Raw genomic sequence first — 14,951 nt, 5'->3', positions numbered from 1 at the left:
GGCCAGGGACGCTCAGGGTTGCTGCAGCTGCGCCAGGAAACGCCGCGGCGCACCGTCGAAACCGCCGTTGGACATGAACACCACGTGGTCGCCCGGCACCGTGATCGCAGCCAGTTGGGCCAGCAGGGCATCGGTATCAGGCACCGCATGGGCCTCACCGCGCACCGCGGCGATCACGCCAGCGGCATCCCAGGCCAGCTCCGGGCGATGCAGGAACACCACGGCGTCGGCGCCATCGAGCGAGGGGGCCAGCGCCTGCGCGTGTGCACCCAGCCGCATGGAATTGCTGCGCGGTTCCATCGCGACCACGATGCGAGCATCACCGACCCTGGCACGCAGACCATCGAGGGTGGTGCGGATCGCGGTCGGGTGGTGCGCGAAGTCGTCGTAGATCGTGATGTCGCGCGCCTGGCCGATCACTTCCAGCCGACGCTTGACGCTGCGGAACGCGGCCAGCGCGGGGATCACCGAGGCCAGTTCGACGCCCACTGCATGCGCGGCGGCCAGCGCGGCCAGCCCGTTGAGCACGTTGTGGCGACCGAGCAGCGACCAGCGCACTTCACCGACGCGCTGCCCGCGATGGTGCACCACGAACACGCTGCCGTCGGCTTCGACCAGCTCTGCATGCCATTCCAGCGAAGGATCGAAGCCGAAGCGCTCCACCGGGGTCCAGCAGCCCATCGCCAGCACCTCGGCGAGATAGGCATCTTCGCCATTGACGATCAGGCGCCCGCGCGCGGGCACGGTGCGGATCAGGTGGTGGAACTGACGCTGGATCGCGGCCACGTCCGGGAAGATGTCGGCGTGGTCGTATTCGAGGTTGTTGAGGATCGCCACCAGCGGCCGGTAGTGCACGAACTTGCTGCGCTTGTCGAAGAACGCGGTGTCGTACTCGTCAGCCTCGACCACGAACTCGCGGCCGCTGCCGATGCGCGCGGACACGCCGAAATCCTCCGCCACGCCCCCGATCAGAAAGCCCGGCTCACGCCCGGCGCTGTGCAGCAGCCAGGTGAGGATGGTGGTGGTGGTGGTCTTGCCGTGGGTGCCCGCCACGGCCAGGGTGTCGCGGCCCGGCAGCACCTGCCCGGACAGCCACTGGGCCCCGGAGATGTAGCGCTGGCCGGCGTCCAGGACCGCTTCCACGGCGGGATTGCCGCGCGACAGCGCATTGCCGATCACCACCTCGTCGCAGTCCGGCGCCACGCTGTCGGCGCGGTAGCCCGGGGCCAGGGCAATGCCCAGGCGTTCGAGCTGGGTGGACATCGGCGGGTAGATCGCCTGGTCGCTGCCGCGGACCGTATGGCCCTTCTCGCGTGCCAGCGCGGCCACGCCGCCCATGAAAGTGCCTGCAATGCCAAGGATGTGGATCGTGCTCATGCGTACGATTGTCGCCGATCACCATCGTCGATGGAGATCGCCGTCAGACAACTCCTAGTCGACTATCGGAAAAGTCCAGCGCGGTGTCGGGGAATTCCCGATAGCGCCATTCTGTGAAGATGGACACAATTCGACTGGCCAGCCGCAGTACCCCATTGGTCCTACTCCCCAAGAGGCCATCCCCAGGGGGGCTCATGCTGCGGGGCTCTGAGCAAGCCCGCTCGCTGGCACCTTCAAACCACACGCCTGGTCCCTTCGGGGGCCGGGCGTGTGTGTTTCCGGGGCCCGGCAAACGCCTTGCGGGCACGGTGCCGCCGTAGCGGCACCGACCGGCATCAGGCCTGGATCGCGGCGCGGATGCGCGCTTCCACGTCGTTCAGTTCGCCCACGCCATCCACGCGTGCAAGCGTGCCGCGGCCGGCATAGAAATCCACCACCGGCGCGGTCTGGTCGTTGTAGACCTGCAGGCGCTGGCGCACGGACTCGGGGTTGTCATCGGCGCGGCCCTGTTCGGCAGCGCGGCCGGCGATGCGCTCGACCAGCAGTTCGGTCGGCACGTCCAGCTGCACGACGGCATCCAGCGGCTGGCCGATCTTGGCCAGCAGGGCGTCCAGCGCGTTGGCCTGGGCCACGTTGCGCGGGTAACCGTCGAGGATGAAGCCCTTGGCCACGTCGTCCTGGCCCAGGCGCGACTCGAGCATGCCCAGCAGGATGTCATCGGACACCAGGTTGCCGGCATCCATCACGGCCTTGGCCTGCTTGCCCAGCTCGGTGCCGGCGGCCACTTCGGCACGCAGCAGGTCGCCGGTGGAAATGTGCGCAATCGACAGGTGTTCCTTCAGGCGCGTCGCCTGTGTCCCCTTGCCCGAACCGGGCGGTCCCAACAGAACCAATCGCATCAACCTGACTCCAACTTGGTAAGAAAATGGAAGGGCGCGCGCCCCGGGATTGTCCACAATCACGCTGCACCGCAATACGCGCACTTTACCCCATACCGGTAATGTCTCTGCAATGTCCTTCCCCCAGACCAAGGTCGCACCATGCCCAACGGTACCCTGCTCTACGCCCAGTCAGGCGGCGTCACCGCCGTCATCAATGCCACCGCTTCGGCGGTCATCAGCACGGCCAGGGCCAAAGGAATCAAGGTCTTGGCCGCGCGCAACGGCATCCTCGGCGCGCTCCGCGAAGACCTGATCGACACCTCCAAGGAGACTGCCGCCGCCATCGCCGCCCTCGCCCACACCCCGGGCGGTGCGTTCGGCTCGTGCCGCTACAAACTCAAATCGCTGGAGGCCGACCGCGGCAGGTACGAGCGCCTGCTCGAGGTGCTGCGCGCCCATGACGTGCGCTGGTTCCTCTACAACGGCGACAATGATTCGGCCGATACCGCCTGGAAGGTCTCCCAGCTGGCCAAGGCCTTCGACTACGACCTGACCTGCATCGGCGTGCCCAAGACGATCGACAACGACCTGGCCGTGACCGACACCTGCCCGGGCTTCGGCTCGGCGGCCAAATACACCGCCGTCTCCGTGCGCGAAGCCGCGCTGGACGTGGCCGCGATGGCCGAGACCTCGACCAAAGTGTTCGTCTACGAGGCCATGGGCCGCCACGCCGGCTGGCTTGCCGCGGCCGCAGGCCTGGCCGGCCAGGGCGCCGACGACGCCCCGCACATCATCCTGCTGCCCGAGCGGGCCTATGACGAGGCCGCGTTCCTGGCCAAGGTGAAACAGGTGGTCAAGCGCGTGGGCTACTGCGTGGTGGTCGCTTCCGAAGGCATCCAGACCGCCGATGGACGCTTCGTCGCCGATGCCGGCGGCGGCACCGATTCGTTCGGGCATACCCAGCTGGGCGGCGTCGCTTCGCAGCTGGCGGCCCGGATCAAGGATGCGCTGGGCTACAAAGTCCACTGGACCCTGCCCGACTACCTGCAGCGCTCGGCGCGGCACATCGCCTCGAAGACCGACTGGGAACAGGCGCAGGCGGTTGGCAAGGCCGCGGTGCAGTTCGCGCTGAAGGGCCAGAACGCGGTGATGCCGGTGATCGTGCGCACCAGCGATAAACCGTATCGCTGGAAGATCGAGGCCGCGCCGCTGCACAAGGTGGCCAATCACGAGAAGAAGATGCCGGCCGGCTTCATCCGGCGCGATGGCTTCGGCATCACCGAGAAAGCCCGCGCCTACCTGGCCCCGCTGATCAAGGGGGAAGCACCGTTGCCGTACGGGCCCGATGGACTGCCGAAGTACGTGACGCTGAAGAACGTGGCGGTCAAGAAGAAGCTGCCCGCGTTCGAGGCGTAATCGACCAGACGGGTGCCGGCCGCTCGCCGGCACCGCGGTGTCCCCGGCAGCGTCCGGGGAGCCGGCCAGCGGCCGGCACTACCGGTGTGTGGTCAGGTCAGTTGCAGGCCTTGCCTTCGACCTTCATCTGCGCGGCGAACATCGGCACCTGGGCGATCTTGCCGGCCGCGGCCTGCTTCTTGGCATCTTCCAGGTAGATGCGCGACTGGCCTTGGCCATCCAGCTCGGGCTTGGTGGTGACCGGCATGCGCCACACACGGACGACGGCCTGCTGCGCCGGGCATGACGCATTCGGCACGCGGATCACATCGTTGAGTTTCCAGCCCTTGGCTTCGCTGGGCTGCGCCTTGTCGTAGTCGACGAAGCGGGCCCGCGGCTGGCACTGCTCGCTGGTACGCACCACGGCGAATTTGTACGGCTGGGCCGCTTCGCCGGTGAACACGCCTTCCAGCCGCGCGCAGGCTTCGGGAATCTGGCGCAGGGTGTGGGCCGCGCCCACCGCCTGCGGGGTGCCCGCGGCGCGCTGCAGTTCGGGGGTCTCGGCGGCGAAAGAGGACACGGCGGGCAACAGGGCCAGCCACAACAGATGACGGGGGGGCATGGCAGGACTCCAACGGCTGGGGATGGGCCGAGGCTGCCAGTGGGTGGCTGAACGGCGTGGCAAAGACGGCCCGTCGTCCGGATCTGCGTGGTTGCCGGCCAGCGGCCGGCACTACCCATGCCACTGGTCGGCGTTCCCCATGTCACTGACAGTTCGGCCTCACGCATGCGGTTTGTAATCCTTGCTGGCATGCAGCGAGGATTTGCCCGCATACTCGGCCCACCAGGGATTGCTGAACACCGCCACACGCTTGACGACCGGGCACGGTCTGAACGGGTTGGTTCATGGTTGCAGCCCGTTGTGCCCCCGCGTGGAGAAGTTCATCCGTTCACTGGATGTCATTCCATCACCCGGGAGGGGACATGCTGGAACGTTACGGGCTTTCTCTGGCGCTGTTCTGCGCCATCCTCGCGATTCTCTACGGCATCGTGTCGGCACGCTGGATCCTCCGGCAACCGGCTGGCAATGCCCGCATGCAGGAAATCGCCGCCGCCATCCAGGAAGGCGCGCGCGCCTATCTCAACCGCCAATACCTGACCATCGCCATCGCCGGTGCCGTGCTGTTCGTGCTGGTCGGCATCTTCCTCAGCTGGTACACCGCGATCGGCTTCGCGATCGGCGCCGTGCTCTCCGGCGCGGCCGGCTACATCGGCATGAACGTCTCCGTGCGTGCCAACGTGCGCACGGCCGAGGCCGCCCGCAACGGCCTGGGTGCGGCCATGGACGTCGCCTTCCGCGGCGGTGCGATCACCGGCATGCTGGTGGTGGGGTTGGGCCTGCTCGGCGTGGCCGGGTATTACGCGCTGCTGCTGAAGCTGGGCCTGGATGTCGCGCAGACGCTGCATGCGCTGGTCGGGCTGGCGTTTGGCTCGTCGCTGATCTCGATCTTCGCGCGACTGGGCGGCGGCATCTTCACCAAGGGCGCCGACGTCGGCGCGGACCTGGTGGGCAAGGTCGAGGCCGGCATTCCCGAGGATGATCCGCGCAACCCGGCGGTGATCGCCGACAACGTGGGCGACAACGTCGGCGACTGCGCCGGCATGGCCGCCGACCTGTTCGAGACCTACGCGGTCACCGTGATCGCCACGATGCTGCTCGGCAATCTGATGATCGCCGAGGCCGGTACCAACGCGGTGCTGTATCCGCTGGTGCTGGGGGGTGTCTCGATCATCGCCTCGATCGTCGGCGCGCTGTTCGTCAAGGTGAAGCCGGGCGGCTCGATCATGGGTGCGCTGTACAAGGGCGTGATCGTGTCCGGCGTGCTGGCGGCGATCGCGTTCTACCCGATCACCACGCAGCTCATGCCGGACAACGCGCATGGCGCGCTGAACCTGTATTTCTGCGCGTTGATCGGGCTGGTGCTGACCGGGTTGATCGTGTGGATCACCGAGTACTACACCGGCACCCAGTACAAGCCGGTGCAGCACGTGGCGCAGGCCTCCACCACCGGGCATGGCACCAACATCATCGCCGGCCTCGGTGTCTCGATGAAATCCACCGCCCTGCCGGTGATCGCGGTGTGCGTGGCGATCTGGCTGGCGCACTCCTTCGGTGGGCTGTACGGCATTGCCATCGCCGCTACGGCGATGCTCTCGATGGCCGGGATGATCGTCGCGCTCGATGCCTACGGTCCGATCACCGACAACGCCGGCGGTATCGCCGAGATGGCCGAACTGCCGCCGGAGATCCGCGACATCACCGATCCTCTGGATGCGGTCGGCAACACCACCAAGGCGGTGACCAAGGGCTATGCGATCGGTTCGGCGGCGCTGGCCGCGCTGGTGCTGTTCGCCGACTACACACACAACCTGCAGGCCGCCAATCCGGGGGTGACCTTCGCTTTCGACCTGTCCAACCATGAGGTGATCATCGGCCTGCTGATCGGCGGCCTGATTCCCTACCTGTTCGGTGCGATGGCGATGGAGGCCGTGGGCCGCGCGGCCGGGGCGGTGGTGGAAGAAGTGCGCCGCCAGTTCCGCGAGATCCCCGGAATCATGGAAGGTACCGGCAAACCGCAGTACGACCGCGCGGTGGACATGCTGACCCGCTCGGCGATCCGCGAAATGATCATCCCCTCGCTGTTGCCGGTCGCGGTGCCGGTGGTGGTCGGCCTCCTGCTCGGGCCACGCGCGCTCGGTGGCCTGCTGATCGGCACCATCGTCACCGGCCTGTTCGTGGCGATCTCGATGACCACCGGCGGCGGCGCCTGGGACAACGCCAAGAAGTACATCGAGGATGGCCACTTCGGCGGCAAGGGCAGCGAGGCGCACAAGGCCGCGGTAACCGGCGATACCGTCGGTGACCCGTACAAGGACACCGCCGGTCCGGCGATCAATCCGCTGATCAAGATCATCAACATCGTCGCGCTGCTGCTGGTGCCGCTGCTCTGAGTCACCGCGGACGTGCTGGCCTCATGCCAGCACGTCCGTGCCGCGCCCCACCACCCGCCGTCAACGCCGCCGGATGAAGAACGTCACCGGCACCATGACCTCCACCGGATCGCCGATGACCTCGGCGGGGGGAGCGGGCAACGGGCTGCCGCGGCGTACCGTGGCCAGGGTTTCCTCGTCCAGCAGCGGATGCCCGCTGCTCTGGCCGAGCCGGATGTTGGAGGCATTTCCCTGCCGGTCCACCGAGAAGCGCACGTAGGCCACGCCCTGCTGGCGCAGGCGCTCGGCCTGGCGCGGATACCGCCGGTACTGTTCCAGATGGCCGAGCAGCAGGCCCTGCCAGGTAACCGCTGCGCTGCCCTGGCGACCGGCCACGGTCTGCGTGGCGGCATAGCGCTCGGCCGCGCGTGCGGACACCGCCGGCGGTGCCAGCGTCTGCTCGACATTGTGCTGGTCGGTCGGGTCTTCTTCGCGCGGCTTCTCGCGCCGCACCACGTCCTGCGCGTCGGGGCTGTCATCCGGCGGCAGATCGATCTTCGGCACCGGCGTCGGCTCGGGACGATGCTGTTCCTGCTGCAGCGGCCCCGGCGGGATGTCCTTCGGGGGTGCGGTCGGCGCCTCCGGCACCGGCGCCAGTTCCACCATCACCGCTTCCACCGGCGTGTCACTGACCAGCAACGGGGTGCGCTGCTGCCACCACAGCGCGCCACCGATCAGCGCGCCGTGCACGGCCAACACGAGGACCAGGCTGCCCACCCAGCGCAGCGTCGCGGCTGTGTCGCGGCTCATTCGCGGCGCTGTTCCAGGCCGACCAGCGCGACCTTGCGATACCCGGCGGTGCGCAGGGTGTTCATCGCCTGCATCAGCTCGCCATAGGGCACCGCCTGATCGGCGCGCATGTAGATGCGCTGCTCGTGGTCACCGGCGGTCAGTCGCTCCAGTGCGGCTTTCAGGCCATCACGGCCGACCGGCATGTCGTTGACGCTCAGTGACAGATCGGCCTGTACCGAGAGGAACACCGGCTCGGCCTCGCGCGGCCGCGGCTGCGCGGTGCTGGCCGGCAGGTCCACCGGTGTGTCCACGGTGGCCAGCGGCGCGGCGACCATGAAGATGATCAGCAGCACCAACATCACATCGATGAAGGGCGTGACGTTGATCTCGTGGCTCTCCTGCAGCGCGTCGTCATCGTGCCGGGCGGTCTTGATCGCCATGATCGCCCCCTCAGCGCGCGTCGCGCGCGGCAGGCGCGCTGCCGAGCCGATCCAGATCGCGCGACACCAGTTGCTGTACACCCGCGGAGAGATCACCGAGCAGGCCGCGGATGCCGGCCAGCACGCGGGTGAAGTGGTTGTAGATCACCACCGCGGGAATCGCTGCGACCAGGCCCAGCGCCGTGGCGAGCAACGCCTCGGCAATGCCCGGCGCGACCACGGCCAGGTTGGTGGTGTTGGCGTGGGCGATGCCGATGAAACTGTTCATGATCCCCCACACCGTACCGAACAGGCCGACGAACGGGGCGATCGCACCAATGCTGGCCAGCAGGCCGACCCCGGTGCGCAGCTGCCGTGCATGCGCCAGTTCGATGCGCTCCAGCCGCGAGGCGACGCGCTCCTTGATCCCGGTCGGATCGGGCGCGTCCTGCGAGAGGCGCAGCTCGGTCCGGGCCGCATCGATCAGGTCATGCGCCGCGCCAGCGTCCAGCAGCGGGTGCGTCTGCGCCACCGGCAGATGCGCGGCCTGCAGCAGCAGCGCGCGGGCCTGCCGCAACCGCATACGCTGCCGGGCCAGCTCCCAGGTCTTGGCGACCAGCACCGTCCAGGTAGCGATCGAGGCGAGTGCCAGTCCGATCATCACGGTCTGCACCACGCCGTCGGCGGCCTGGTACATGCCCCAGGGGGTCAGGTCATGCGGCAGTGCCGCCACGGCGGCAGGAACATCGATCGGCAGGGTCATGGGCGGGGTCGTCTGTCAGGAGCATCGCGGCGCCGCGCAGGGCCGGAGGCAGGTAAAGGGCGGAGAAGCATCGAAAGTGAGGCAGTGGAACCAGGCGCCGTCAGGCAGCTCGTTCAGGGCTCGGACGGGCGATCCGGCGTGGCCAATGGCCGCGGTGCAGGCCGCGACAGTACATACGCGGCACTGGCGGCGAAGAACAGGCCGACGCCCAGCAACAGCGGCCAGGACGGATGCGCGCCCCAGCAGAACATGACGAAGCCGACTGCCATGCCGGCGCCGGCGAACGCCTTGCCCTTGCGGCTGATCGCGCCCTGCTCGCGCCACAGGCGCAGCGGTGGACCATAACGGGGATGCTCGAGCAGCCGACGTTCGAACTTCGGCGAGCTGCGGGCGAAGCAGCCGACGGCCAGGATCAGGAAAATCGTGGTCGGCATCACCGGCAGCAGCGCGCCGATGACGCCCAGCGCCACCATGATCCAGCCCAGGCCGAACCAGAGCCAGCGCATCACGGATGGCCGTGGAGGCCCGGCACGGCGGGGCCGGGGCAAGCAACGGTCATGCAAACTCCTCTTCAACGTGGCCGTGCACGCTGCGGAAGGCAGTATCGGCCGCATCGATCACCTGCTGCTCCTGTGCCTCGGTGAGCGCAACGCCATCGAGTGCCGCGGTGAACTCGCGCCAATGCCGCGCGGCACCATCGGGGTGGGCCGCCAGGTGGCGGGCACCGAAGTTGCTGTCCAGGCCCAGCCGGGCCGCCATCTTGTACAGCACGGTACCGCCCAGGTTGGAGCCTTCGGCCACGTACAGCCAGCCGAGTGCGGCCGGCAGTGGCAGGTCGCCATCCAGGGGCGTGGAGCCCTGCGGCAGGGTCTGCTCCAGGTCGGCCAGGTCGCGCGCGATCAGCGGCAGCCGGCGGCGTTCCCCCAGGTCGGGCAGCACTGCATCCAGCGCGGGGTTGCCGTACAGCGCGTCGATATCGCGGTGGAAGCGGTACTGCACGCGCAGGAAACGGGCGAACAGGTCGCGGCTGGCGAAGATGTCGCCGGCCATGATGCGTTTGTCCAGCGCGCCGTGGCTGTCGCGGGTGGCGATCTTGAGGCGTTGGCTGCGGGTGGCTTGGGGAGTATCGATGACGATCATGGCAATGCTTGGATGGGGGAGTGGGACACGGTTCTCTGTTGAAGACGTCTGTCACGGCTGCAACCCCAAGCCCATTGTCGCGCGGGGAGCGTTGCGTCCGTCACATGCCACCGTCACGGCCTTGCCCCGATAATACGGGCCACGCCCTGCCACTGGAATGACACGATGATCACCACCGAACCACGCATGACCAATCTGTTCCTGCAGCTCGGGCTGGACGCCAGCGAGGAGGCGATCGCCGCCTTCATCCGCGACCACCAGCTGTCCAACGATATCCGCCAGATCGAAGCGCCGTACTGGAATGACGGGCAGCGCCAGTTCCTGACCGAGCAGCTGCGCTCGGATGCGGAGTGGGCGATTGTGGTCGATGAGCTCAGCGAAGCCCTGCACGCCGATGCGACCGCGCAGGCCAACGCCGGCTGAGCGTACGTGGGAATCTGATGCCGGCCGGCGCCGCATGGGCAGGCCGGATGCACGCAGGGGCCGGCAATGCCGGCCCCTGCGTGCCTGGGCATCAGTAGCGGTAGGTCAGCGCCAGCCGCACGGTCCGGCCCGGTGCGGGCATCACGCCCAGCGCCAAGGGATCGAGGTAGTAGCGATCGGTCAGGTTGTCCACGTTGAGATCCACCGCGAACTGTTCGCTGGCCTGCCAACTGGCGAACAGGTCCACGATGGTCGCCGGGCGGTACAGCTGCTGGATCGCCGACAGGCCGACGTTCCATTCCTTGTCCAGCGTGCTGGTCGGGCCGGCGTTGTGGATCACCCGGGTACCGACGCTCAGGCGCTGCTCGAACAGACGCGAGCCCAGGGTCAGGTTGACGTTGTAGCGCGGCGGGTTCTGGGTGTTGCTGTAGGACCCTTCGAAGCCCCCATCCACGCAGTCCGGCGTGTTCTTCAGCTCTTCGATCTTCCGCTGGATACCGTAGACGCGGCGCTCGGCGGCGATGTCCGGCGCGCAGGTCTTGGCCTGGATGTAGTAATGGGCGGACAGATCGGCGAACAGGGTGCCGCTGTCATAGCTGGACTGGAACTCCACGCCGGAGACCTTGAAGCGGTCCACGTTGCGGATCAGGCCGGCCGACAGGGTGCGGTAGTCGCGCGTGATCAGGTCATCGATGCGGGTGTTGAAGTAGGCCAGCTTGAATCCGGCCTGGTCGCCGTCGGTGAACAGGCCGTGGCGTACCGTGCTCGCCCCGACTTCCCAGGTCCCTGCCCGCTCCGGCTTGAGCTCACCGGTCGGCTTGGCCGCGGTGAACAGGCCCAGGGTGGTTTCGAACAGACTCGGCAGCTTCACGCCTTCGGCATACTTGACGTAGACCATCGTGTCTTCGTCGAAGCGGTAGGCAACGCTGGCGCTGGGCATGAACGCGCTGTCGCGGCGCCGGATCGGCTGCGACCAGGTCCAGCTGACCGGCACGCTCAGGTCCTCGGCGTCATCAGCGTCGTAGAAGTTCCAGCCGGTGATGTCGCCCACCGTGCCTTTCTCGTAAGGCGACGCCAGCAGCGAGGCCTCGGTGAACTGGGCATTGGCGTCCGGGTACCAGTTCAGCATGGCGATGCGCTTGGCGCGCCATGCCGGCAGATTCGGGTTGCCATCGAGCAGCTGCGTGTAGCGGTACTGGCCGATCACGGCATAGGTGTCCGGCGTGGCCAGGCGATTGCGGTCATGCACGTTGACGCGGTTGTAGCGGCCACCGACCACCACTTCCCAATGCTCGTCCGGCTGCCATTTGACCGAGGCCACCGCGCTGTATTCCTTGCGTTCGGCGTTGCGCAGGAAGCGGTTGTTGACCAGGTCATCGTGCATGACCGGCGAGTGCGGTCCGGGCCCGACGTCCTCGTCGCTGAAGGACAGCCCGTAGTCCAGCGTGAACAGCCCGGCCCTGCCGTCCAGATGCGTGGTGTTGCCCACGTCGAAACCGAGCCGGGTCTGGGTCAGCTCATTGCGATAGGCATCCTTGTAGCCCGGATCGGTGTTGAACGAGGGGCCGTCGTACCACTCGGTGCGGCGATCGAAGTACCACGGGGTGATGCCGGTCAGGCCGTTGTACATCAGGCTGTCGGCGTCGGTGTACCAGAGGTTGGCCTTCAGATCGATCCGCTCGCTGTCCGGATTGAAGCGGTAGCGCAGGTTGTAGGCATCCATGTCGACATGGCCCGGATCCCACTGCGGCACGCGGTCGCGATCCACGCGGATGATCTGCGAGGCCATGATCTCGCCGGCAGTGCCCTCGTAACGGCGATAGCCCGCTTCCAGCGTCTGGTCATCGTCGATGCGCCAGGTACCCTTGAGCAGGAACGATTCCGAGCGCGAGGACGTGTTGAACACTTCGGTGTCCGGCGGATTCAACGGCGCCAGCGTGCGCCGGGTCTGTGGAAAATCGTCATAGCCATGCTTGCCCGAGAAGTAGTTGCCGTTCTCGCGCCATGCGTATGCGGCGACCAGGTCGAAACGGTCCCAATGCTTGGCGGTGGCGATGTTGAAGAACTGGCTGCCCAGCGCACTGCGGTCGGTGCGCGGTGCGGCGTCGTAGGCAGGCACGTTGTTGGCGCTGGCGTTGGCCATGCCGGTGCGCACGCGCAGCCCGGCGTCGCGGCCATCGCGCAGCACGTCCTCGATCTTCAGCGTCTCCATCTCGACCACGCCACCGATGCCGCCGGAAGCGTTGACGCCCAGGCTCGGGCCCTTGGTGATGGTGATGTTGGAGATCAGGTCTGGATCGAGATAGGTGCGTTGCGACTGGCCGGCGTAGCCGCGGTAGGTATCCATGGTCGACTGCCCGCCGTCGATGATCACCGGAATGCGGCTCTGGCCCTGGATGCCACGGATGTTCACGTCCAGCGCGTTGGCGGTACGCGGATCGCCTGCCGTGACACCGGCCACGCCCTTGACGATGTCCGCGGTGGAGGTGCCACGGAACCGTTCGATGGTGGCGCGGGCGATGTAGGCGCTGGAACCGGCCGTGCGGTACACGTCCAGCGCGCGCTCGGCGTCACTGCCGCCTTCGATGCGATCACCGGCCACGCTCAGCGCGTCGGTGACGATCAGGCCGTCGTCGCTGGCCGCCATCGCAGCGCGCTCCAGCGTCACCGCCGCCGGTCCGACCTGGCGCATGCTCAGCCCACTGCCCTGCAGCAGGCGCAGCAAGGCCGCCTGTGCGTCCATCTGCCCGGCCACCGCCGTGGAGGTCACGCCCTCGGCCAGTGCCGACGGATACGCGACCTGTACCCCGGACTGCCGCATGTAGGTGCGCAGCGCATCGGACAACGGCTGGGCAGGAATATCGAAACGCAAGGTTGCCGCAGTGGACGCCGGGCTGGACTGGGCCAGCACCGGCAATGCCGGCGCGGCGGCCAGGCCGGCGGTGAGCAGGGCGATGCAGAGACGTGACGGGCGCGGGCGATGGCCCGCGCGGGTGGGAGTACGCATGGAAGAACCTGTCGAAAGATCAGTGCCGCAGAGGCGGGTCATCCGCACGAAGTGCGGATGCAGCGGACGTACGTGGCGGCGGCGGGTACGTTATGCCGGATAAGACGAATGAACAGGGCGCGCCCCCAAGACCAATGCGGGTCCTGGCCTGCAGACCCAAGCCGGCAGCCACTGCGGCGCTACTGCGGCGTGGGCTTGGCCGGCGCGACGATCGCCACGCCCATCGGCAACCGGGTCACGCTGAGTCCGGCGCTGACCGCCAACGCATCCAGGGCCTGCTCCGGCCGGTCGATGCGGAAGGCCGCGTTGATCGCGGGCAACGCTGACAGATCCCCGCGCACGAAGGTCGCGCCGGCCCGGTAACGGGCGATGCGCCGGATCGCATCCTCGACGCCGGTCGCGTCGAGCAGCAGCTCGCCCTGCCGCCACGCGGCGATCCGATCCAGCGCGACGTCTTGCTGCCGCGTGACCCGTCCGCCTGGTGCGAAGCGCGCCCGCTGGCCCGCGTCCAGGTAAGTCCAGCCGCCGCGATCGGCCGCCGCGACCCGGACCCGGCCCTGTTCGACCGTGGTATCCACGTGGTCATCCTCGCGCGCGACCGCGAACGCCGTGGAAATATCCTCGATCACACCGCCCTGCGCGTCGACCTGGAACGGACGCGCGGGATCGGAGGTCACGTGGAACCAGGCTTGTCCGCGCAGCAGCGCGATGCGGCGCACGTGTCCGTCATAGCGGACCGCGATGGCGCTGTCGGCATCCAGCACGGCGCGGCTGCCATCGGGCAGCGCCACGGACTGGATGACGGTCCCGCTGCGATGATCGGCCTGCAGCCGCAGCCATGCTTCCGGTGCCACCCAGGCCAGTGCCAGCAGGGCGGCCGTCGCCATCCCGACGGCGGGCCAGCGCGCGCGCCGTTGCCGTGCAGCTGCAGCCGCCGGCGCCGGGCGCGGCCCGAGGCTGCGCCAGAGTTGGCGTTCGTATTCGAAGGTGCGGCGGTTCTCCGGCTCGGCCAGCCACTGCTCGAACGCCTGCATCTGCACCGGCTCCACCGCACCGGATGCCAGCCAGGCAATCCAGACACGGGCCTGGACGGCAACAGGGTCGGAGGGCGGCAAGGGTCGGGACATCTGAGGCGTTTCGTGCGGGCTCATGGCTGGCGATGGGTGCGCAGTCACGCGCGGACGAAGAAGATGCCGGAAGGGACGGCATTATGATCAAGACGAACGGGAAACGGGCTTCCCCAAGCCCGGATGCGTACCGCTCAGCGTCCGCTGCGCGCCCAGGCCAGTCGCTGCAAGGCGCTGCGCACGTGGTTTTCGACGGTCGTCACCGACACGCCCTGGCATCGGGCGACCTCGACCTGGGTCATGCCCTGCAGGCGGTTCAGGCGGAAGATCGTGCGGGTCGGCTCCGGCAGATGCTCGGCAGCCTCGAGCACACGCTGCAGTTCGTCCTGCGCCATCGCCTGTTCTTCCGTGGAGAGCACCTCGTCCGGCCCCCACAGGTAATGCTCGGCCAACAGGCGCGTGCGCCGGGTGCGTTCACGGCCGTGGTCGGTGGCGAGGTTCGCCGCCAACCGATACAGGTAGGCCCGGGGATTGCTGATCGGCGCGCCACTGTCGACGCCGCGCGCCTTGAACCAGATCGACTGGATCACATCCTCCGCGCCGCCATCGCTGCCCAGAATGCGCTGCACCAGGCGCAACAGCGCCGGGCGTTCACGGATCAACAGCTCGGTAAGGGTGGTGGCGTTGGAAGACATG

14 protein-coding genes are annotated in these 14,951 nt (G+C 67.9%); 3 read left to right on the top strand and 11 right to left on the bottom strand.

Annotated features, from left to right (window positions below; genetic code table 11):
- Positions 1-12 precede the first annotated feature (12 nt).
- Positions 13-1,377, bottom strand: coding sequence for a UDP-N-acetylmuramate:L-alanyl-gamma-D-glutamyl-meso-diaminopimelate ligase (gene mpl / locus AC07WC_RS14950; RefSeq protein ID WP_495210703.1), 1,365 nt, complete (start codon positions 1,375-1,377; stop codon positions 13-15).
- Between the two features lie 335 nt (positions 1,378-1,712).
- Positions 1,713-2,276: an adenylate kinase gene (locus AC07WC_RS14945; RefSeq protein ID WP_176988293.1), complete on the bottom strand. Its 564-nt coding sequence runs from the start codon at positions 2,274-2,276 to the stop codon at positions 1,713-1,715.
- A 141-nt stretch (positions 2,277-2,417) separates the two neighbouring features.
- On the opposite strand from AC07WC_RS14945, the gene AC07WC_RS14940 reads away from it, so the two are divergent.
- The gene (locus tag AC07WC_RS14940; RefSeq protein WP_495210702.1) at positions 2,418-3,674 is read left to right on the top strand and encodes a 6-phosphofructokinase; all 1,257 of its coding nucleotides are present in this window, start codon (positions 2,418-2,420) and stop codon (positions 3,672-3,674) included.
- A 97-nt stretch (positions 3,675-3,771) separates the two neighbouring features.
- Here the strand turns inward: AC07WC_RS14940 and AC07WC_RS14935 are convergent, their stop codons facing one another.
- On the bottom strand, positions 3,772-4,275 hold the full coding sequence (locus AC07WC_RS14935; RefSeq protein WP_495210701.1) for a hypothetical protein: 504 nt from the start codon (positions 4,273-4,275) through the stop codon (positions 3,772-3,774).
- Between the two features lie 362 nt (positions 4,276-4,637).
- Between AC07WC_RS14935 and AC07WC_RS14930 the strand changes: the two genes are divergently transcribed.
- On the top strand, positions 4,638-6,665 hold the full coding sequence (locus AC07WC_RS14930) for a sodium-translocating pyrophosphatase (protein WP_495210700.1): 2,028 nt from the start codon (positions 4,638-4,640) through the stop codon (positions 6,663-6,665).
- Positions 6,666-6,725: 60 nt separating this feature from the next.
- Here the strand turns inward: AC07WC_RS14930 and AC07WC_RS14925 are convergent, their stop codons facing one another.
- The 5 genes from AC07WC_RS14925 to AC07WC_RS14905 all read right to left on the bottom strand — a co-directional run bounded on the left by AC07WC_RS14925 (position 6,726) and on the right by AC07WC_RS14905 (position 9,758).
- Entirely contained in the window at positions 6,726-7,454 is a 729-nt protein-coding gene (locus AC07WC_RS14925) for an energy transducer TonB (RefSeq protein ID WP_495210699.1), read from the bottom strand.
- Complete coding sequence (gene exbD, locus AC07WC_RS14920; RefSeq protein WP_495210698.1) at positions 7,451-7,876, bottom strand: TonB system transport protein ExbD; 426 nt, start codon at positions 7,874-7,876, stop codon at positions 7,451-7,453. Before exbD ends, AC07WC_RS14925 begins: the two co-directional genes overlap by 4 nt.
- A 10-nt stretch (positions 7,877-7,886) precedes the next feature.
- On the bottom strand, positions 7,887-8,618 hold the full coding sequence (exbB, locus tag AC07WC_RS14915) for a tonB-system energizer ExbB (RefSeq protein WP_495210697.1): 732 nt from the start codon (positions 8,616-8,618) through the stop codon (positions 7,887-7,889).
- 113 nt (positions 8,619-8,731) lie between these two features.
- A complete protein-coding gene (locus AC07WC_RS14910; protein ID WP_495210696.1) occupies positions 8,732-9,124 on the bottom strand; it encodes a YbaN family protein in 393 nt (130 codons plus the stop codon).
- A gap of 49 nt (positions 9,125-9,173) precedes the next feature.
- A complete protein-coding gene (locus tag AC07WC_RS14905) occupies positions 9,174-9,758 on the bottom strand; it encodes a biliverdin-producing heme oxygenase (RefSeq protein WP_495210695.1) in 585 nt (194 codons plus the stop codon).
- Positions 9,759-9,923: 165 nt separating this feature from the next.
- Here AC07WC_RS14905 and AC07WC_RS14900 point away from each other — a divergent pair, with 165 nt between their 5' ends.
- Complete coding sequence (locus tag AC07WC_RS14900; RefSeq protein WP_495210694.1) at positions 9,924-10,181, top strand: DUF2789 domain-containing protein; 258 nt, start codon at positions 9,924-9,926, stop codon at positions 10,179-10,181.
- Between the two features lie 91 nt (positions 10,182-10,272).
- On the opposite strand, the gene AC07WC_RS14895 is transcribed toward AC07WC_RS14900, so the two are convergent.
- From AC07WC_RS14895 to AC07WC_RS14885, 3 genes are all read right to left on the bottom strand, one after another.
- Entirely contained in the window at positions 10,273-13,188 is a 2,916-nt protein-coding gene (locus AC07WC_RS14895) for a TonB-dependent receptor (protein WP_495210693.1), read from the bottom strand.
- 179 nt (positions 13,189-13,367) lie between these two features.
- On the bottom strand, positions 13,368-14,315 hold the full coding sequence (locus AC07WC_RS14890; protein WP_495210692.1) for a FecR family protein: 948 nt from the start codon (positions 14,313-14,315) through the stop codon (positions 13,368-13,370).
- A 134-nt stretch (positions 14,316-14,449) separates the two neighbouring features.
- Positions 14,450-14,950, bottom strand: coding sequence for an RNA polymerase sigma factor (locus AC07WC_RS14885; RefSeq protein WP_495210691.1), 501 nt, complete (start codon positions 14,948-14,950; stop codon positions 14,450-14,452).
- Between the last annotated feature and the right edge of the window lies 1 nt (position 14,951).

The organism is Stenotrophomonas sp. GW821-FHT01H02A (genome assembly GCF_059422145.1).
The sequence above is the reverse complement of the archived record's forward strand: the minus strand, read 5'-3'. Positions and strand labels throughout refer to the sequence as shown.